Consider the following 19,101-nt stretch of genomic DNA (forward strand, 5'->3'; position numbering starts at 1 on the left):
TGCGGCCGGTGCATCGCATGAAGCATTGGCCGCTCATGATCGACGTATGCAACGACCAAGCGAGGTTCATCGAATGATTCCACGTTGCCGCGCGCTGACGATGCTGGCCGCGCTCACGTTCATCTCGCCGCTGTCATTCGGCGCGCCGGCGCAAGGCCACGACTATCCGACGGAAGGCCGCGTCGAATACGTGTTGAGCTGCATGGACGACAACGGGCATGACTTCGTGAACGTCTATAAATGCTCATGCGCAATCGACAAGATCGCGCAGGTGCTCAATTACGACGACTACGTCGAACAGTCGACGTTCTCCAAATACGCCACGCTCGGCGGCGAAGGCGGTGCGGAATTCCGCGTGGATCGCGCGAAGGCGCAGACCAAGAAATTCCGCGATCTTCAGCGCGATGCCTTCAAGGCTTGCGGCATCGTGCAGCGCACATCGACGGGTAAATAAGCGGCTTACTGCGGTACATATCCGCGCCCGATCCAGCCCAAGCCCGCTGCTGTGCCGGACCACGCACGCCGACGCTCGATCACGACGCCGACCGCATCGACGTCATCGAACTTGGCGGGCTTCGCGAGCGTGATCTTCACCCAGTGCGCGCCGAAATCCGCGATCACCATCTGCGCGATGCGCTCCGCGAGCGCCTCGAGCAATTGCACGCGATGCGACGCAAGCAGCGCGTGAATGGCCTCGCGCACCGCCGCGTAATTGATGGTGTCGTCGATGTGATCCGTCGTGCAGGCGCGCAGGGACGGCGTGCCGATCATGAGACTCATGCGCACGGTCTGCGCATCGTGCAACTCACTCTTGTCGATGCCGATCACCGTTTGTCCCGTGAGTCCTTCGATATAGACGATATCCATCGGCGCGTTGTGCTCTGCGGTGAAGGCGTCGCCAACGGCTTCGCGGATCGGATCGAATCGGCCCATGTGTATGACCTCGCCAATTATTTCGCGCTGAAGCGCTAAAGGAATCCGTAAGGGTTTAAGCCATCATGACAAGCAAAAAACGGGCGCAAATGCCGTCTCTATGCGACTACTTATTGAACCTGCGCGTCATAGGATGTACAGTTTTTGAGAACCGGGGTCCTGAACGGAGGCATAAGCCCGGCTACGAGGCGCGCACGCGTGCGGCAGGCAGCAACAGCACGCAAGACACGACGGCAATCGCACGCGAGCCGCGGCGCCAGTGCATATCACAACAGATTCGGCGTCGGCTGGCTGCGCGGGACGCGCAACCGGAACGCGGCGCCACGGAGACACGCCCCCATGTCGTCGCTTGCTGACGTAGATACGCATGTCCGGGAAGTGCTGAACATCGTCAATAACCCGCTGGCTTCGCGGCGCGCGAGTGACTCGGTCGCTCAATCGTGGACGCGCTGCCTCACCGAATTCCATCTCGACCCCGGCCGTTTCGTGATGCCGCCCGTGCTCACGCAACGCGAACTCACTGAGCGCCGCGAGGCTGCAAGCGATCTCATCGCGTGTTCCAAGCTCGAGATGACCACGCTGTATCAGCAACTCGCGGACCCTGAACTCGCGGTCGTACTCGTCGATTCGGACGGCGTCATCGTGCATCAGGTGTCGTCGGTGCCGTTCGGCGAAGCCGTCGCCGCCGATGGCCTGCGCGTCGGCGCGCTATGGAGCGAACGCGAGGCCGGCACGAACGGCATGGGCACGTGCCTGATCGAGCGCGACTGCATCGCCGTATGTCAGCACGAGCACTTCTATCCGCGCTATACGTCCCTCACCTGTTCCGCCGCGCCGATCTTCGACGAACGCGGCTCGGTTGTAGGCGTGCTCGACGTCACGAGCCGCTCGAAGCTATTGCAGCAGCATTCGCTGGTGCTCGTCGGCATGTCGCGGCAGATGATCGAAAATCGTCTGATCGATGCGCGCTATCGGCACGCGAACATGATCCACTTTCATAGCCGGCCTGAATTCGTCGGCACGCTGCACGCGGGCAAGCTCGCCGTGAGCGACGAAGGCATCGTGCTCGCCGCGAGCCGCAGCGCATTGTTTCAGCTCGACCTGCGCTCGCCTGCGGAGTTGTGCGGAAAGCGTATCGAGGAAGCGTTCAACGCAACGCTCGAAGACATGATTGCGCGCAGTATTCGCGGTTCGTTTCATCCGGTGACCGTGTATAGCGCGAAAGCGAACAGTCGTTTCTTTCTCACGGCGCAGACGCCGCGCGAAGCTGCGAATAGCGGCACGCGCATTCTAATGAACGATTCGCGCGCCAAGCCCGGCCGCAAAGAGACACGCGATACGGCGGGCCAGGGCCGGCTCGACAAACTCTCGCATCTGGAATTCGGCGATCCGCGCATGGCCTCGCAGATTCAACTCGCGGCGCGTGTGATTCAACGCAAGATACCGATCATCCTGCGCGGACAAACGGGCACCGGCAAGGAAGTATTCGCGAATGCGCTGCATAGCATCAGCCCGAACGGAAGCGGTCCGTTCGTCGCGGTGAATTGCGCGTCGTTGCCGGAGAATCTGATCGAGAGTGAGTTGTTCGGCTATCGCGCGGGCGCATTCACCGGCGCACAACGTGAAGGACGGCGTGGCAAGATCGTGCAGGCCAACGGCGGCACGCTCTTTCTCGATGAAATCGGCGACATGCCGCTCACGCTGCAAGCGCGTCTTTTACGCGTGCTCGAAGAACACGAGGTCACGCCGCTCGGCGCCGAAACTACTGTGAAGGTGGACTTTCAACTGATCAGCGCGAGTCACCGCAATCTCATCGAACTCGTGCAGAACGGCATGTTCCGCGAGGATCTTTACTATCGGCTCAACGGTATCGAGATCAATCTGCCGCCGTTGCGCGAACGTGCCGATGCGCTCGCGCTCATCGGTCACATTCTCGAAACGGAATGCGAAAATCCGCCCACGTTGAGCGCCGAAGCGCGGCAAGCGCTGCTCAACTATCCGTGGCCCGGCAATATCCGGCAATTGCGGCATGTGCTGCAAATGGCGATCGCGCTATGCGACGGCCCGGAGATTCGTTGCGCGCATCTGCCGCCGGAGATATTGAACGGTGCGTCGGCGCGCGCGATAAGCGCTACGCAATCCGCGCAGCCGGTGCCGCTTGCGCATCTCACCGACGATGCCCAAATGAGCGCGCTCAACGCCATTCAGGTCAAGGAGCGCGAGACCGTTCTGCTGCTGCTCGACGAACATCGCTGGAACGTGAGCAATGTCGCGAAGGTGCTCGGCATCAGCCGCAATACGCTGTATCGCAAGATGCATCGGCTGCATATACGGCTGTCGCATGATTCGTCCGCGCCCAACGACGCATGACGCAGCCGACGCCCGCCCGCCGGCTCGATGAATTCAAGCCCGATGCGCGCTTCGCATGGTGCGTGACGGGGTCCGGTCACATGATCGAGGAATCGATCGACCTTGCATTGCGCCTGCCGGGCTGCGATCTGTTCCTGTCATCGGCAGGCGAAGAGGTGTTGCCGCTCTACGGCTGGCCCATCAATAAACTGCGCGAGCACTTCAAGGTCTTTCGCGACAACAGCGCGAGCAGCGTGCCCGTCGGCATGCTGTATAACGGCGACTATCACACCGTGGTGATCGCGCCCGCGACGAGCAACACCGTCGCGAAGTGCGCGTTCGGCATCTCCGATACGCTGCCCACGAATCTCTTCGCGCAAGCGGGCAAGCAATGCGTGCCGGGCATCGTCTTCGCATGCGATACCGCGCCCTCCGTCATCACGCAGACGCCGCACGAATGGGTCGAAGTGCGGCCGCGCGCGATCGAATTCGAGAACGTGGAGCGGCTTGCGCGCATCGAACATACGACCGTCGCCTATACGCTCGATGACTTGCGCGCCGCGCTCGATCGACGGCTCGTGCAATTGAAGCTCGCATGGAACACATCGTCTTCCTGACCGGCCGGCTTGCCGAGCAGAGTCTTTATCGCGTGCTCGAAGGCATTGCGCCCGTGGGCGCGGCATCGTCATTCACGTGGGAAGTGCGCGAAATAGGCTTGCAGGTGGCAGGACTGATGACCGCTGACATGATCCGTCGACGCGTTGCGTTGCCGCTGACAGAAGGCACGAGCCGCATGATCGTGCCGGGACGATGCCGCGGCGATCTCGATGCGCTCACGGATCACTATGGCGTGAAGGTGGAACGCGGTCCCGAGGAAGTGAAGGACTTGCCGCAGTTCTTCGGACGCGAGGCACGTCATGTGGATTTATCGCGCTACGAGACGGAGATTTTCGCGGAGATCGTCGATGCGCCGCGTCTCGATCTCGACGGCATTGCCGCACGCGCGCGCGATTATGCGAAGCAGGGCGCGGATGTAATCGATGTCGGCTGTCTGCCCGAGACGCCGTTTCCGCATCTCGAAGAGGCGGTCGCGATGTTGAAGGAACAGGGTTATCGCGTGAGCGTGGATTCGATGCTCGATGACGAGCTCTTGCGCGGCGCGCGCGCGGGCGCCGATTATCTGATGAGCCTGAACATCGATACGCTATGGATCGCGGACGAAGCCGCGTCCAAGCCGATACTCGTGCCACGCGAACCGCGCGATACGGCATCGCTCGATGCGGCCATCGACGTCATGCGAAAGCGCAATCGCCCCTTTCTCGCCGATCCCATTCTCGATCCGATTCCGTTCGGCCTGGCCGCTTCCATCGCGCGTTATGTGAGTTTGCGCGAACGTCATGCGGATATCGCGATCATGATGGGCGTGGGCAACGTCACCGAACTCACTGAAGCGGACACGAGCGGCATCAATGCGGTGCTGCTCGGCATGGCCGCCGAGTTACGCGTGTCGGCGGTGCTGACGACATCGGTCAGTCTGCATGCGCGGCGTGCGGTGCGCGAAGCGGATGTCGCGCGTCGCGTGATGCATGCCGCGCGCGAAACGCAGACGCTGCCCAAGGGCATCAGCAGCGATCTTTCCGCGCTGCATGCGAAGCGCCCGTTTCCCTATAGCGCCGAAGAAATCGATGCGCTCGCTGCCGCCGTGCGCGATCCGAATTTTCGCGTGCAGGTTTCGGCGGAAGGCATTCATGTCTATAACCGCGACGGGCATCGGCTGGAAACGGACCCGTTCGCGCTTTATCCGCAATTGCAGCTCGAAGCCGATGGCGGTCATGCGTTTTACATGGGCGTGCAGCTCGCGCGCGCGGAGATCGCGTGGCAACTCGGCAAGCGCTTCGATCAGGATCAGCCGCTCGATTGGGGATGCGAGGTGGACCGGTCGCAAGAGGATCTCAACGCGTGGCATGCACCCGGCCCGACGATGAAGAAGCGCTAACGCTTCCACTTGATCGAGCAGCCTAGCGCGGGATATTGCTCGCCTTCGGGGTCATGGCCTTCGGCGATGGCGTGCATCGCTTCATACAGGTCGCGGCGCGCGTCTTTCAACGGCTCCTTGCGCGATGCATCGATACGTCCGCGATAACGCAAACGCATGCTCTTGTCGAAGCCGAAACATTCGGGCGTGCACGCCGCGCCGTATGCGCGCGCGACTTCCTGCGATTCGTCGTGAAGGTAGGGAAACGGCAAGCGCCATTCGTCTGCGAACGCAATCATGCGGTCGAAGGAATCGTCGGTATAGATGCTTGCATCGTTCGAATTGATGCCTGCCATGCCGATGTTTATTTTCTCGAGATCGATGGCGTCGCGGATGAGGCGCGCAAGCGTCGCTTTCACATACGGACAGTGATTGCACATGAAGACGATCACGAGGCCGTTCGAGCGCTTGAGTGAGTCCAGCGACCAGGTGCTTCCGTCTGTCGCGGGAAGCGTGAATGCGGGTGCGAGCGCACCCGGTTCCGCGACTGGAGATTCGGTGGGCATGAGAGAGCTCCCAATTGGCTGTTTGGCATATTGGCGGGACGTTCGGTGTCGGTTAGCATGACATTCCTTCTTAGTTATCCAGAACATCCATGTATATCTTCAACGTTGACGAAGCACAGAAAGACCTGCCGAAGATTCTCGAAATGGTCGCGCAAGGAAAGGACGTCGCCATTGGCGGCGAGCATCCGGTATTGCTTTATCGGGTAAGGGCAGTCGGCAATCTTGGCGACGATCCGGAAACATGCGGTTCGATTGTCGTCGGCTACGTCGACGACGATCTACTGAATGACGAAGCCGTCAAGCCTCTGCCCGATGACATCATTGACGAGTTTTACAAGCCGCTGCCCGACGACATCATTGCCGCACTCGAGGGACGATAATGCGCGTACTGCTCGATTCCCACGTCTACATCTGGAGCATCACGCAGAACCGAAAGCTCTCGATGCAAATGCGCAACGAAATTGCCGATGCAGAACAGGTCTATGTCAGCACGGCGACCATCTGGGAACTGTCGATCAAGGCCGCGCGCGGCAAGCTGGAGCCGCGCGCGGCGCGCACCATCGACGAGTTCGAACGCCATCGCTTCATCGAACTCACGGTTCAGCTCGCGCATGCCAGAGCCGTGCGCGACTTGCCTCACCTGCATCGCGATCCGTTCGATCGTCTGCTGGTGGCGCAAGCCCGAACGGAGCGACTGAAATTCCTGAAGGTCGATCGAGAGCTTGCCGAGTACGTAAGCGAACCCGTGCCAGCGTGAACCTGCGCCACAGCCCTCACTGATATCGCTTCGCCATCACCTCCATCGCCATTGGCCTGATCCGTTCCGCCTGCCCTTCACACCCGAACGCGCGAAACCGGTCGATGCACAGATCGCGCGCCGCCGCCGTCGCCGCCTTCAACGCGTGCCGTGGATCGAACTCCGACTTCGCCGACGCCATCGCGCGCCGCATCGCACCGCTCATTGCAAGACGAATGTCGGTGTCGATATTCACTTTGCGCACGCCGTTCGCAATGCCGCGCTGAATTTCCGCCACCGGCACGCCGAATGTCGATGGAATCTCGCCGCCATATTCGCGGATCACATCGAGCCACTCCTGCGGCACCGACGACGACCCGTGCATCACGAGATGCGTATCCGGTATGCGCGCATGGATCTCGGCGATGCGGTCTATCGCGAGAATATCGCCCGTCGGCTCGCGGCTGAACTTGTACGCGCCATGCGACGTGCCGATGGCTATCGCGAGCGCATCGATGCCGGTTGCATCGACGAAAGCGCGCGCTTCATCGGGATCGGTCAGCAAGCGGTCGTGACTCAGCGCGCCTTCTGCACCGACGCCGTCTTCTTCACCCGCGCGCCCCGTCTCGAGCGATCCCAGGCATCCAAGCTCGCCTTCCACCGACACGCCAACCGAATGCGCCGCATCTACCACGCGACGGCTCACGTCCACGTTGTAGTCGTAATCGGCGGGCGTCTTTTGATCGGGCAAGAGCGAGCCGTCCATCATCACCGAAGTGAAGCCCGAACGAATGGCCTGCTGGCACACGGCGGGACTCGCGCCGTGATCCTGATGCAGCACCACGGGAATGTCCGGATGCGCCTCCACCGCAGCCAGCACCAGATGCCGCAGATACGCCTCGCCCGCATACTTGCGCGCGCCCGCCGACGCCTGCAGGATCACCGGGCTTTTCGTGACCTCGGCGGCCTGCATGATCGCGTGGACCTGCTCCATGTTGTTGACGTTGAACGCGGGCACGCCGTAGTTGTGTTCCGCCGCGTGATCCAGGAGTTGCCTCAATGCGATGAAAGCCATCGTCGTTCTCCTTTTTTGGTTTCATGCCGCGACGCGGCGTGCTTCATCGATGACGGCCGCAGTCGTCACACCGAAATGCGCATAGAGTTCGCTCGCGGGCGCCGATTCGCCGAAGCGATCGATGCCCACCACGCCGCCCTTCAATCCGACGTATTGCCGCCAGAACGCCGTCACGCCCGCTTCGATCGCCACGCGCGGCACGCCCTCGGGCAACACGCGCTCGCGCCATGCTTGACATTGACGATCGAACACGGTGGTCGATGGCATCGACACGACGCGCGCAAGAATGCCCTCGTTTTTGAGCGGTTCGGTGGCCGCGAGCGCGAGCGCGACTTCCGATCCCGTCGCGATCAACACCACGCGCCGCGCATCGCGTTCGCATGCGCCGGGCCAGTCCGCGAGCACATAGCCGCCGCGCTCGATGCCGTCGGTCTGCGCTTCATCGCGCGGCACGAAGGGCACGTTCTGACGCGACAGCAGCAGACACGCCGGCCTGTCATGCTCCACCGCGCAGACCCACGCCTGCGCGGTTTCGACGGCATCGCACGGACGCCACACGTCGAGGCCGGGAATGAGGCGCAGACTCGCAGCGTGTTCAATCGGCTGATGCGTGGGGCCATCTTCGCCGAGACCGATCGAATCGTGCGTGAAGACGAACACCGTGCGCGTCTTCATGAGCGCGGCCATGCGCAGCGCGTTGCGCGAATAGTCGGAGAATGTGAGGAAAGTCCCGCCGAACGGCAGATAGCCGCGATGCAGCGCGACGCCGTTCATCATCGCGCTCATGCCGAACTCGCGCACGCCGTAGTGAAGATAATTGCCGCGTTCGGACGATGCATTCACCTCGGTCGCATCTTTCCATCGCGTGAGATTCGATCCCGTCAAATCCGCCGATCCGCCGAGCAACTCGGGCAACACGCGCGCGAGTCCTTCGATGGCGTTCTGCGATGCCTTGCGCGTCGCGATGGTCTGCCTTGCACGATCGGTATCGCGTACGAGCGCATGCGCGGCATCGCGCCAATTGGCCGGCAACGCGCCACGCATGCGCCGCTCGAATTCCGCGGCTTGCGCGGGAAATGCCTGGCGATACGCGTCCATGCGACGCTGCCAGTGCTGCTGCGCCGCCGCGCCTTGCTCGCGCGCGTTCCATCGTTCGTGAATGGATAAAGGAATCTCGAAGGGCGCATGGGGCCAGTCGAGTGCAAGACGTGTGGCTTGCACTTCGTTTGCGCCGAGCGGCGCGCCGTGCACGTCGTGCGTGCCGGCCATCGAAGGCGCGCCTCGGCCTATCGTCGTCTTGCAGCAAATGAGCGTCGGACGATCCGATGCTCGCGCTTCATCGATCGCTTGTGATACCGCTTCGACATCGTGGCCATCGATGGCCGGGATCACATGCCAGCCATACGCCGCGAAGCGTTGCGGCGTGTCGTCGCTGAACCAGCCTTGCACATGACCGTCGATAGAGATGCCGTTATCGTCGTAAAACACCGTCAGCTTGTTCAGGCCCAACGTGCCCGCAAGCGATGCCGCTTCGTGCGATACGCCTTCCATCAGGCATCCATCGCCCACGAATACATACGTTCGATGATCGACGATCTCGTGCCCCGGCCGATTGAACTCGCGCGCAAGCAGCGTCTCGGCGAGCGCCATGCCGACCGCATTCGCGAAGCCTTGACCGAGCGGCCCGGTCGTCGTCTCGACGCCGGGCGTCATGCCCACTTCGGGATGCCCCGGCGTCTTGCTTCCCCACTGCCTGAAGCGCTTCAATTCGTCCATCGGCAAGTCATAGCCGGTGAGATGCAGCAGCGCATACAGCAGCATCGAACCATGACCATTCGAGAGCACGAAGCGATCGCGATCGGGCCAGTCCGGGTCGGCCGGATTGTGCTTCAGATGACGGCTCCACAACGCGACGGCGATCTCGGCCATGCCCATCGGCATGCCGGGATGACCGGAGTTCGCCTGCTGTACCGCATCGACGGCGAGCATGCGCAATGCGTTCGCCATGTGACGCGTATCGGGAGAGCGAAAAGTTTGAGGCAAAGCCTCGGCGACGGCATTCATGAATGCCTCCATGTTTGCAAGGGAAACGCGGCTCAGGCGCGCGTGCGGCGATCGCGCAACTGAAGAATCATCGGCGTGAAGATGAGCTGCATGGCAAGACCCATCTTGCCGCCCGGCACGACGATCACATTCGGACGCGACATGAACGAGTCGTGCAGCATCGTGAGCAGATAAGGAAAGTCGATGCCCTTGGGCTTCGCAAAACGAATCACGACGAAACTCTCATCCGGCTGCGGAATTTCGCGCGCGGTGAAAGGGTTCGATGTATCCACCGTCGGCACGCGCTGAAAATTCACATGCGTGCGCGAGAATTGCGGGCAAATGTAATTCACATAGTCGGGCATGCGGCGCAGGATCGTATCGACCACGGCCTCATGCGAATAACCGCGCATCGTCTGGTCGCGATGCAGCTTCTGAATCCATTCGAGATTGATGATCGGCACCACGCCGACGAGCAGATCCGCATGACGCGCGATATCGACCTTGTCCGTGACGGCTGCGCCATGCAGTCCCTCGTAGAACATCATGTCCGTATCCGATGCGATGTCTTCCCACGGCGTGAACGTGCCCGCGTCCTGCCTGAAACGCGCGGCTTCGGCTTCGTCGTGAATATAGCGGCGATACTGGCCGCGCCCGCTCTCGCCATACATGCAGAACAGGCGTTCGAGTTCTTCGAGCAGATTCGCTTCCGGGCCGAAGTGACTGAAGTGCTGAATGCCGTCGCGTTCGCTTTGCTTCATCGCTTCGCGCATGCCGAGACGGTCGTAACGATGAAACGCATCGCCTTCCACGATCTGCGCATTGATCCGCTCGCGCCGGAAAATATGCGTGAAGCTCTTCATGACCGTGGTGGTGCCCGCGCCACTGGAGCCCGTCACCGCAATGATCGGATGCTTGACTGACATGCGCTTGTCTCCCTCTGCTTTTATGAGCGATCACGCCGGCGTCTCTGGCAAGAACAAAGAACGTTCGTTGAATAACGGCGATGTGAAAGGCTTGTCCTCGCCGCGATCGTATTCGCCGTGATAACGCTGAATGCGCGCGACTTCGTTCGCCGAGCCGAGAATCACCGGCACGCGCTGATGCAATTTTTGCGGCGTGACATCGAGAATGCGTTCGCGTCCGGTAATGGAAAGTCCACCGGCCTGTTCGACGATGAAACTCATTGGATTCGCTTCGTAAAGCAGACGCAGCCGCCCTTCCATTTCGGGCGTCTTGAAGTCGCGCGGATACATGAATACGCCGCCGCGCATCAGAATGCGATGCACCTCCGCGACCATCGATGCAATCCAGCGCATATTGAAGTCCTGCGCGCGGCATCCCGTGCGTCCGTCCTTGCACTCTTTCACATAGCGGCGCACGGGCGGTTCCCAGAAGCGTTCATTCGATACGTTGATCGCGAACTCACACGAATCCTGCGGTATGCGGATATCCGAATGCGTGAGCACGAAGTTACCGACGTCGCGTTCGAGCGTGAAGCCATGCGTGCCGTTGCCGACGGAGATGACGAGCATCGTCGATGGCCCGTAGATCGCATAGCCTGCCGCAACCTGTTCGCTTCCTGGCCTGAGAAAGTCGGCTTCGTCCGGCGTGTCATGTTGCGAAGCGCTTCTTCTCAGCACGGAAAAGATGGAACCCACTACACCGTTGATGTCGATGTTCGACGAGCCATCGAGCGGATCGAACGCAAGCAGATACTCGCCGCGCGGATACGGCTCAGGCACCGCATACACGCCGTCCATTTCCTCGGACACCATGCCCGCGAGCAAGCCGTCCCATTCACAGTGCTGCAGAAAGATATCGTTGGTCACGAGGTCGAGCTTCTTCTGCTCTTCGCCATGCGTGTTGATGCTTTGCGCCGAGCCGTGCTGACCGCTCAATGCGCCGCGCGTCAATGCAGCCGCGATCGTCTTGATGGATGCAGCCACATCCACGAGCAAGGCAGAGAGTCCGCTCGCCGCATGCGGACCGGGCTTGCGATCGAGCGTATCGATCAGGAACTTCGACAACGTCGTGCGTCCGTCCTGCATGGCGCGCTCCTTTCAGGATTGCGGTTCGGTGAACACGCGGCTCGCGCGTATGTCGCATGCATCGAGTTGCATGAGCGCGTTGGCATCGGCGGGGCCGCTTCCGCGCTCCGCTGCGGCGAACAAGCGGTTCGCCTGACGCAGCCGCGCGCGATCCAGCGCATTGCGCACCGAGCGCGCATTGGCGAAGTTCGGCAGACGAATGCGCCGTGCGAGATACGCTTCGAAGGCGCGGCGCGCATCGTCGTCGAAGCGGTAATGCATGTCGGCCAGCATGTGCTCCGCTATCGTCAGCAACTCATGCGGCTCGTAATCCGGAAACACGATGTGATGCGCAATGCGCGAACGAAAGCCGGGATTGCTGCGAAAGAACGTCTCCATGCGCGACTCGTAACCCGCCAGAATGACGACGAGATCGTCGCGCTGGTTCTCCATCGTCTGCAGCAGAATTTCAATGGCCTCTTGCCCATAATCGCGCTCGTTCTCCGGGCGATACAGGTAATACGCTTCGTCGATGAACAGCACGCCGCCCATCGCGCGCTTGAGCACTTCGCGCGTCTTGGGCGCGGTATGGCCGATGTACTGGCCGACGAGATCGTCGCGCGTCACCGAAACAAGCTGATTGCGCCGGATATAGCCCAGCCGATGCAGCACTTGCGCCATGCGCATTGCAACGGTCGTCTTGCCCGTGCCGGGATTGCCGGAGAAGCACATGTGCAGCGTCGGCGCGCCGCTCGCGATACCAAGCGTTTCGCGCGCCCGCTCGACGAGCAGATGCGCGGCGATTTCGCGTATGCGTGTCTTCACGGGCGCAAGACCCACGAGATCGCGATCCAGCTCGGCCAGCACATCGCCGATGCGCGACTCGCGATAAAGCGCCATCAAGTCGGCGTGCGTTTGCGTCGCTTCTTCGATCGTGTCGTCGGCTTGCATTGGCGTTCTCCTTATGGTCCGTGGCGTCGTGGCTAATACCGCTCGCCCGCAGGGCGATCCGTTGCATACGTGCGGATCGAATAGCGCTGCACGCGGCTGCGATTGTCCTGTCGTTCGAGACGGAACCCTTTCTCCTCCGCAGGGCGGTTCACGATGAACGAAAGCCGCATCGTCTCGAAGCCGCGCACCGAATCGAACGCATTCACCTTGATGTAATGCCGCGGGTACGTCTTTCTGCATTCGTTCACTTCCATCATGACGCCGGCGGCATCGTGCAGATCGAACATCGGCAGGCCCCACATTTCCCAGTACGTGTTGCGCGGATGCGGGTCGTCCGTGTATTCGACGGAGCATGACCAGCCCTGACTCAATGCATAGTCGATCTGCGCGGCGATCTCTTCATCGTTCAATGCGGGCAGAAAAGAAAATGTCCCTTGCGTGATGTGCATGTCAGTTCCTTCGTGCGTTGTTCGTTTCTCATGCCACCGATGGCGTGACCGCGAAATCGGGCGTATCGGTGGAGGCATAGTTGAAGGTCACATCGCGCCAGGTATCGAGCGCGAGCTTGAGCGGCGTACACCATCGCGCGGCCGCTTCGAGTATGTCGATGCCTTCGTGCACGATGTCGCGCCCTTCGTTACGCGCCTTGACCATTGCTTCGAGCGCGACGCGATTCGCCGTTGCGCCCGCCTGTATGCCTTGCGGATGGCCGATCGTGCCGCCGCCGAATTGCAGGATCGCATCGTCGCCGAAGAGATCGAGCAACTGATGCATCTGCCCCGCATGAATGCCGCCCGACGCCACCGGCATCACCTTGCGCAAGCCGGCCCACGGTTGATCGAAGAAGATGCCGCGCTGCAGGTCCACTTCGTTGCGCGCTTCGCGGCATACGTTGTAATAGCCCTGCACGGCGAGCGGATCGCCTTCGAGCTTGCCTACTGCCGTGCCTGCATGTGCATGATCGACGCCCGCCATGCGCAGCCACTTCGCGATCACGCGAAACGATATGCCGTGATTGCGCTGCCGCGTGTATGTGCCATGTCCCGCGCGATGCAGATGCAGGATCATGTCGTTCTTGCGCGCCCAGCGCGACATCGACTGGATGGCGGTGTAGCCGATCACGAGATCGATCATCACGATGCACGAGCCGAGTTCCTTGGCAAACTCCGCGCGTTCGTACATGTCTTCCATCGTGCCCGCGGTCACGTTCAGATAGTGGCCCTTCACTTCGCCTGTTTCCGCTTGCGCGCGATGCACGCCTTCCATTGCAAAGAGATAGCGGTCGCGCCAGTGCATGAAGGCTTGTGAATTGATGTTCTCGTCGTCCTTCAGAAAATCCAGTCCGCCCTTGAGCCCTTCATAAACCACGCGTCCATAGTTCTTGCCCGACAAACCGAGCTTGGGCTTGACCGTCGCGCCGAGCAGCGGACGCCCGTATTTATCGAGCCTTTCCCGTTCGACGACGATGCCCGTCGGCGGTCCCTGAAACGTCTTGAGATAGGCCACGGGAATACGCATGTCTTCGAGCCTCAGCGCCTTGAGCGGCTTGAAACCGAACACATTGCCGATGATCGATGCAGTGAGGTTCGCCACCGATCCTTCCTCGAACAGATCGAGATCGTAGGCGATATACGCGAAGTATTGCGGCTCGTCGGCGCGCGCATTCGGCACCGGCTCCACGCGATACGCTTTCGCGCGATACATGTCGCACGCGGTGAGACGGTCGGTCCACACCACGGTCCACGTCGCGGTGGACGATTCGCCCGCGACGGCCGCCGCCGCTTCCTCCGGCTCCACGCCCGATTGCGGCGTGATGCGAAAGAGCGCGACGATGTCCGTGTCCTTCGGCGTGTAGTCGGGCTGCCAGTAACCCATCTCGCGATACTTCATCACGCCGGCCGCATAGCGCGAACGCGGATCGGCCGGATTGCGCGCCGCCTCGACAGCGGCCTTGCTGAAGTCGTTCATTCCGTTTCCTCGGCTTAAGGGAGATGAGAACGACGTGCGCGCTTTCGATAAAGCATCGGGCGACCGTCGCGTTCGTGTTGCGCCTTGCTGTGAATGCAGAGTAGGCGTGCGCCGGGCCGAAGGGAATTCACGAATTTCTTGCACGAGCCTAAGCGATCGCTTATCGAGCGTCACGCGCGCGGACGGGACACTTTGCTGCGTTTTCGTCACAGTGCCCGAGCGCAGGCCAACGCGACGCCTTTGGCATAGCGCTTGCGTGGCTCACGCGGCGAGCACCGTCCGATTGCCGGGCGGCGCTGCCGCATTCACATCGTCAAGGAGAAAAAGTTATGCAATGGACGACACCGAGCTTCACCGACATGCGCTTTGGCTTCGAAATCACGATGTATATCGCCACGCGTTAGAGCGGATCAGTCCGCACGGGGCATCGTTGGACGCTTCGTGCGGCTTCAATTTCGATCATGATCTACGAGACCATCGTCACGACCGCGGACCGCGATGGGCGGCCGCATATCGCGCCGATGGGCGTGCGTTTCGAAGAAGGCTTCGCGATTCTTGCGCCGTTTCGTCCATCGGTCACGCTGGACAACATCGTCGCGACGCAAAGCGCCGTCATCAACACGACGACGGACGTGCGCGTGTTCGCGGGCTGCGTGACGGGCATTCAACGCGACTGGCCGACGGTCGCCGCCACGCAAGTGCCAAGCGTGCGCCTTGCCGATACGCTCGCGCATACCGAGCTGCGCTTGAGCGAGCTGCGCGACGACGAAACGCGTCCCGTATTGCGCATGGCATGCGTGCATCGCGAAACGCATGGGCCTTTTCCGGGCTTCAATCGTGCGCAAGCGGCAGTTGTCGAAGGGGCGATTCTCGTGAGCCGGCTCTTCATGCTGCCGCCCGAGAAAGTGGATAGCGAGCTTGCCTATCTGCGTATTGCGATCGACAAGACCGCGGGCGATGCGGAACGCACTGCATGGAACTGGCTCTTGCAGGCAATCGAAGAACATCGCGCAAAACTGGGTGAATGACGCATTTCATGGAGTTGGATGATGACCGCCTTGCTCGCGAGCGTTCGCTCAGCCGATGAAGCATTCGATGCCGCTCATGCCGGAGCCGAACTCATCGATTTGAAGGAGCCGCATGCAGGCGCGCTCGGCGGCGTCGCGATGGAGGACATCGCGCGCATCGTGCGTGCATTGCGCGCGCAGTATGCGGTGAGGCCGATCAGCGCGACCATCGGCGACTTGCCGAACGACGCGCTCGACGAGATCACGTATCGCGTGCTGGAAGTCGCGGCTGCGGGCGTCGATTACGTGAAGGTCGGTGTCGCGCCAGGACCGCGCGCCGCCGAATGCTTGCGTCATCTCGCGGGCTTGCCTGCGTCGGTCGTGCCCGTGCTGCTATCCGATGATGGCGTGGATCGCGAACTCGCGGCGCTCGCTGCGCAGCTCGGCTTCGTCGGCATCGTGTTCGATACGGCGAGCAAGAACGGCCGCACGCTGTTCGATTGCGTCGATGTCGCGACCTTGGCCGAATGCATTGCACAAGCACGCGCGCGCGGCACGATGACCGCGCTTGCCGGTTCGCTCGGCTGGTCCGATCTCGACAGAATCCGGACGCTCGCGCCGGATATCGCGGGCTTCAGAGGCGCGCTATGCGACGAACGCGAAGGACGCACGGGCCGTCTCGATCCGCAGCGCGTGCAGCAGTGGGCGCGTGCGCTGCATGGCGAACGCATGACCGCTCACGCCTGAAACGCAAGCAGCCTGTCTCTCATGCGCGATGCATCGCCCTTGCTGAAGACTTCGACGAGATAATTCGCGTCGCGCACATAAGCGGGAAAACGCCGGTCGACAATGCCATTCGCGGCAAGCGTTTCGAGCGGCGCGTGCGCTTCGACATCGCATGATTTCACGATCATCAGACGTTCCGCGTTGAGCGTGGTGGAAAGCCATGCGGCGAGGCTGTCGGATGTGGTGTCCCAGTTGGTCATCGAGTCGGGCGTCGTGCGCATGAGGTCCGTCGGCACCCATATGGCGACGCGGCCGTCGCGCAATGCGCGGCGTATGCGTTCTTCGTTCGATGCAAGCACCAACTCGGGCACGACGCCTTGCATGAGGATCGCGTATTGCGCCATGGCGAGCAGGCACATGTTGTGAGCCGCGAGATCGTCGAAGCCCCATTCGCGCTGATACTGGCGCACCGCATCCGCGAAATCGCCGCCGCCCGGCACGATCACGACGCGCCCGCCGCCCACTTCCCACAGCCGCATCAGCCATTCGCGCAGCGCCGGATCGTGACTCAGGCTTCCCCCGATCTTGACCACCCACATCGCGTCATCCTCGTTCGAGATTCGTTGTCGTCACTGCAAAGGGCGACGATGCGAGCAACGCAACCGCCACGCTCGGCGCGCACGTCGAAGCCCATTCCGCCCGTTCGTCATCAGCATTCGACACGCCCGCGAGCCGCGCGAAGTCGATATATCCGCGCGCCTCCTGCCGCGCGAGCGCTTCGGCGAGAAAGCGACCGCATCCTGCACCGATGATCGGCGCCCGCATCGACGACGCATGTTGCGCACTGACGCGCGCAAGGCTCGCTTCGAGCGTGCGCAATTGCTCGTGCCGCCATGCGAGCGCGAAGCGTCGCCATTCGTCGGCGCTGGCATCGCCTGCATCGCGTCCGATCATTCGCGCAATGCGCGCGCGGCTCGCGGCCTCGGTCTTCGGGCCGTTGTCGGCGCTCGCATGCTGATCGTGCACTTCGCGCAACTCTCCTGTCAGACGATAGACATCCGCCGTCGTCGCGAACCATTCGTTCATCACGCCGGTGCTTTCGCCGCGAAACGCAATGCGATGCGCGACGCCGCACAAAGGCGTTCGCACGATGCCCTGATACACGAGTTCGCCGCTGGCGAGACGTTGCGCATCGTTCGTGCCGCGAGCGGCGATGCGGCCGTCGATGATCGGAATGATGTCGGTGGTCGTGCTGCCGATATCGACGAGCAATGCGTCGGGCACGCGCGTCGCGACCCATTGCGCCGTGGCGAGCCAGTTCGCCGATGCGACCTTGCGCCAGCCATCGGCGCATGCGGAACGCGCGAGCCAGTTCGATTCGCCGCCATAGAACATCGTGCGCGGGCCGAGCCGTTGCGCGAGCGTGCGTGTGAGCGCGCGCACGCCTTCGGCGCGGTCGGCGAAGAGATCGACCATCTCGCCGGTCATCGTGACGGCATGACGCGCGGATGCATGCGATGCATCGGGCCAGCGTTCCAGCGCGCATTCGATCGCACGTTCGAGATGCGCGATGCCTTGCCAGAGCGGACACGCCCATTGCGCGACATCGACGAGCGCGCCCATGCGGGCCATCGACACCTTGACGTGTGCGCCGCCCACGTCCCAGCCGAACACCGGCGCATCGCCGGCGCGCGCGGTCACGACGATGCTCCGTGTTCGCGCAGGCGCGTGTCGTCGTGTTCGAAGCCTGACACACGATGCGCCGCGAGCAATTGCGCCGCGAGATTGCGCCGCTTGCTGATTTCCGCGTAAGCCACGGTCAGCCGCGGATTGACTTCGATGACCACGGGTCCGCGTTCTTCATTCCATACGACGTCGATGCCGGTGAAGCCGCGCAAGCCGGGCAGCGCGTCGGCCACGCGCATCGCGAGGCGTTCGAGCACGCGCCCTTGCGCGCTATGACGATCGATGTAATCGGCATCGACGCCATCGAACTGAACGATGCGTTCGCGGCGATCCGACTGCGCGTCGTTGCAAATGCCGATGCACTGACGATTGATCGAAACGAGCCGCGCGCCTTCATCGTTGCAGATGATGGAGAGGCTTAACGGCTCGCCGTGGATCCATTCCTGCAAGACCGGATTGCGCCCTGCCGCCGCGCGCGCTTCGTATTCGTTGAGCGCGGCGTCGAGGTCGTCATAGACATAAGTGTCGAGGCCGCCTGCGCCGTCATCGGGCTTGACGACCCACTGCATGGCTTCGGACGATGCGGCCTGCTCCGGTTCGAGCGCGGGCGTCGCGGCGATGCCGTGCGCTTCGAGGCACGCTGCCGTTGCGCTTTTGCTCGACGTCATGCGGATGACTTCCTTGCCGCAGCCGAGCCAGCGTGCGTTGCCGACGGCATCGTGGAAGCGCAGCAGCAGGCCGTCGCATTCGGGCGCGACGACGAGTGCGTGATCGTGCTCGCGCGCGACGCGCGATACGAAATGCGTGATGGCTTCCCCTGCTTGCGCGCGTCGGTGAGGATAGCGATCATCGATCTGCTCGAAGCGTGAGCTCGCGATGGTCACGTCGATGCCGGGCAGTGCGCGCAAGTCGGCTGCGATGGCATCGCGCATGACGCGGCCTTCGACGATGAGCGCGCTGAGATCCGCGAGGCTGCCCGTGCTCGCGATATCCGGATCGATGCCGCCTCCGGTGAGATACTCGAATACGAATATTTTGGTCAAAGGAAAAGCCATC

At 62.0% G+C, this 19,101-nt stretch carries 21 protein-coding genes; 9 read left to right on the top strand and 12 right to left on the bottom strand.

The window, feature by feature from the left end:
- Positions 1 to 73: 73 nt before the first annotated feature.
- Positions 74 to 454: a hypothetical protein gene (locus NCR39_RS20160; RefSeq protein WP_250453856.1), complete on the top strand. Its 381-nt coding sequence runs from the start codon at positions 74 to 76 to the stop codon at positions 452 to 454.
- Positions 455 to 459: 5 nt separating this feature from the next.
- On the opposite strand, the gene NCR39_RS20165 is transcribed toward NCR39_RS20160, so the two are convergent.
- Positions 460 to 933, bottom strand: coding sequence for a dihydroneopterin aldolase (locus NCR39_RS20165; protein WP_502800250.1), 474 nt, complete (start codon positions 931 to 933; stop codon positions 460 to 462).
- A gap of 339 nt (positions 934 to 1,272) precedes the next feature.
- Here NCR39_RS20165 and NCR39_RS20170 point away from each other — a divergent pair, with 339 nt between their 5' ends.
- Genes NCR39_RS20170 through NCR39_RS20180 form a run of 3 tightly spaced genes read left to right on the top strand, consistent with a single transcriptional unit; the run spans position 1,273 to position 5,278 of the window.
- Positions 1,273 to 3,303 (top strand): sigma-54-dependent Fis family transcriptional regulator, encoded by a 2,031-nt coding sequence (locus tag NCR39_RS20170; protein WP_250453857.1) that lies wholly within the window; start codon positions 1,273 to 1,275, stop codon positions 3,301 to 3,303.
- Positions 3,300 to 3,899 (top strand): flavoprotein, encoded by a 600-nt coding sequence (locus NCR39_RS20175; RefSeq protein ID WP_250453858.1) that lies wholly within the window; start codon positions 3,300 to 3,302, stop codon positions 3,897 to 3,899. The genes NCR39_RS20170 and NCR39_RS20175 overlap by 4 nt, the downstream gene beginning before the upstream one ends.
- A complete protein-coding gene (locus NCR39_RS20180; protein ID WP_250453859.1) occupies positions 3,878 to 5,278 on the top strand; it encodes a DUF6513 domain-containing protein in 1,401 nt (466 codons plus the stop codon). Before NCR39_RS20175 ends, NCR39_RS20180 begins: the two co-directional genes overlap by 22 nt.
- Here the strand turns inward: NCR39_RS20180 and NCR39_RS20185 are convergent.
- Entirely contained in the window at positions 5,275 to 5,823 is a 549-nt protein-coding gene (locus tag NCR39_RS20185) for a thioredoxin family protein (RefSeq protein WP_250453860.1), read from the bottom strand. The genes NCR39_RS20180 and NCR39_RS20185 overlap by 4 nt on opposite strands.
- An 89-nt stretch (positions 5,824 to 5,912) precedes the next feature.
- On the opposite strand from NCR39_RS20185, the gene NCR39_RS20190 reads away from it, so the two are divergent.
- Together NCR39_RS20190 and NCR39_RS20195 are read left to right on the top strand one after the other, a co-directional pair.
- Positions 5,913 to 6,203: a hypothetical protein gene (locus NCR39_RS20190; protein ID WP_250453861.1), complete on the top strand. Its 291-nt coding sequence runs from the start codon at positions 5,913 to 5,915 to the stop codon at positions 6,201 to 6,203.
- Complete coding sequence (locus NCR39_RS20195; RefSeq protein WP_250453862.1) at positions 6,203 to 6,580, top strand: type II toxin-antitoxin system VapC family toxin; 378 nt, start codon at positions 6,203 to 6,205, stop codon at positions 6,578 to 6,580. The genes NCR39_RS20190 and NCR39_RS20195 overlap by 1 nt, the downstream gene beginning before the upstream one ends.
- Before the next feature lie 16 nt (positions 6,581 to 6,596).
- On the opposite strand, the gene fba is transcribed toward NCR39_RS20195, so the two are convergent.
- The 7 genes from fba to NCR39_RS20230 are packed head-to-tail and all read right to left on the bottom strand — an operon-like array spanning position 6,597 to position 14,626.
- Complete coding sequence (fba, locus tag NCR39_RS20200; protein WP_250453863.1) at positions 6,597 to 7,634, bottom strand: class II fructose-bisphosphate aldolase; 1,038 nt, start codon at positions 7,632 to 7,634, stop codon at positions 6,597 to 6,599.
- Between the two features lie 21 nt (positions 7,635 to 7,655).
- Positions 7,656 to 9,698 carry a transketolase gene (gene tkt, locus NCR39_RS20205; RefSeq protein ID WP_250453864.1) on the bottom strand — a complete coding sequence of 681 codons (2,043 nt, stop codon included), beginning with the start codon at positions 9,696 to 9,698 and terminating at the stop codon, positions 7,656 to 7,658.
- Positions 9,699 to 9,730: 32 nt separating this feature from the next.
- Positions 9,731 to 10,603 carry a phosphoribulokinase gene (locus NCR39_RS20210; RefSeq protein WP_250453865.1) on the bottom strand — a complete coding sequence of 291 codons (873 nt, stop codon included), beginning with the start codon at positions 10,601 to 10,603 and terminating at the stop codon, positions 9,731 to 9,733.
- A gap of 30 nt (positions 10,604 to 10,633) precedes the next feature.
- Positions 10,634 to 11,728, bottom strand: a complete 1,095-nt coding sequence (locus NCR39_RS20215) for a class 1 fructose-bisphosphatase (RefSeq protein ID WP_250453866.1) — start codon at positions 11,726 to 11,728, stop codon at positions 10,634 to 10,636.
- Between the two features lie 12 nt (positions 11,729 to 11,740).
- On the bottom strand, positions 11,741 to 12,658 hold the full coding sequence (gene cbbX / locus NCR39_RS20220; protein WP_250453867.1) for a CbbX protein: 918 nt from the start codon (positions 12,656 to 12,658) through the stop codon (positions 11,741 to 11,743).
- Positions 12,659 to 12,690: 32 nt separating this feature from the next.
- Positions 12,691 to 13,107 (bottom strand): ribulose bisphosphate carboxylase small subunit, encoded by a 417-nt coding sequence (locus NCR39_RS20225; RefSeq protein ID WP_250453868.1) that lies wholly within the window; start codon positions 13,105 to 13,107, stop codon positions 12,691 to 12,693.
- A gap of 28 nt (positions 13,108 to 13,135) precedes the next feature.
- Entirely contained in the window at positions 13,136 to 14,626 is a 1,491-nt protein-coding gene (locus tag NCR39_RS20230; RefSeq protein ID WP_250453869.1) for a form I ribulose bisphosphate carboxylase large subunit, read from the bottom strand.
- Between the two features lie 329 nt (positions 14,627 to 14,955).
- On the opposite strand from NCR39_RS20230, the gene pqqA reads away from it, so the two are divergent.
- The 3 genes from pqqA to NCR39_RS20245 are packed head-to-tail and all read left to right on the top strand — an operon-like array spanning position 14,956 to position 16,380.
- On the top strand, positions 14,956 to 15,030 hold the full coding sequence (pqqA, locus tag NCR39_RS20235; protein WP_008354335.1) for a pyrroloquinoline quinone precursor peptide PqqA: 75 nt from the start codon (positions 14,956 to 14,958) through the stop codon (positions 15,028 to 15,030).
- A 57-nt stretch (positions 15,031 to 15,087) separates the two neighbouring features.
- Entirely contained in the window at positions 15,088 to 15,654 is a 567-nt protein-coding gene (locus NCR39_RS20240; protein ID WP_250453870.1) for a DUF447 domain-containing protein, read from the top strand.
- A gap of 21 nt (positions 15,655 to 15,675) precedes the next feature.
- Positions 15,676 to 16,380, top strand: coding sequence for a (5-formylfuran-3-yl)methyl phosphate synthase (locus NCR39_RS20245; protein WP_250453945.1), 705 nt, complete (start codon positions 15,676 to 15,678; stop codon positions 16,378 to 16,380).
- Here the strand turns inward: NCR39_RS20245 and NCR39_RS20250 are convergent.
- The 3 genes from NCR39_RS20250 to NCR39_RS20260 are packed head-to-tail and all read right to left on the bottom strand — an operon-like array spanning position 16,371 to position 19,088.
- A complete protein-coding gene (locus NCR39_RS20250; protein ID WP_250453871.1) occupies positions 16,371 to 16,958 on the bottom strand; it encodes an amino acid kinase family protein in 588 nt (195 codons plus the stop codon). The two genes, NCR39_RS20245 and NCR39_RS20250, sit on opposite strands and share 10 nt — an antisense overlap.
- A gap of 4 nt (positions 16,959 to 16,962) precedes the next feature.
- Positions 16,963 to 18,060, bottom strand: coding sequence for a hydantoinase/oxoprolinase family protein (locus tag NCR39_RS20255; protein ID WP_250453872.1), 1,098 nt, complete (start codon positions 18,058 to 18,060; stop codon positions 16,963 to 16,965).
- Positions 18,057 to 19,088 carry an ATP-grasp domain-containing protein gene (locus NCR39_RS20260; protein ID WP_250453873.1) on the bottom strand — a complete coding sequence of 344 codons (1,032 nt, stop codon included), beginning with the start codon at positions 19,086 to 19,088 and terminating at the stop codon, positions 18,057 to 18,059. The genes NCR39_RS20255 and NCR39_RS20260 overlap by 4 nt, the downstream gene beginning before the upstream one ends.
- Positions 19,089 to 19,101: the final 13 nt, after the last annotated feature.

The sequence above is a fragment of the Caballeronia sp. ATUFL_M2_KS44 genome, from assembly GCF_023630965.1.
Taxonomy (GTDB): domain Bacteria; phylum Pseudomonadota; class Gammaproteobacteria; order Burkholderiales; family Burkholderiaceae; genus Caballeronia; species Caballeronia concitans.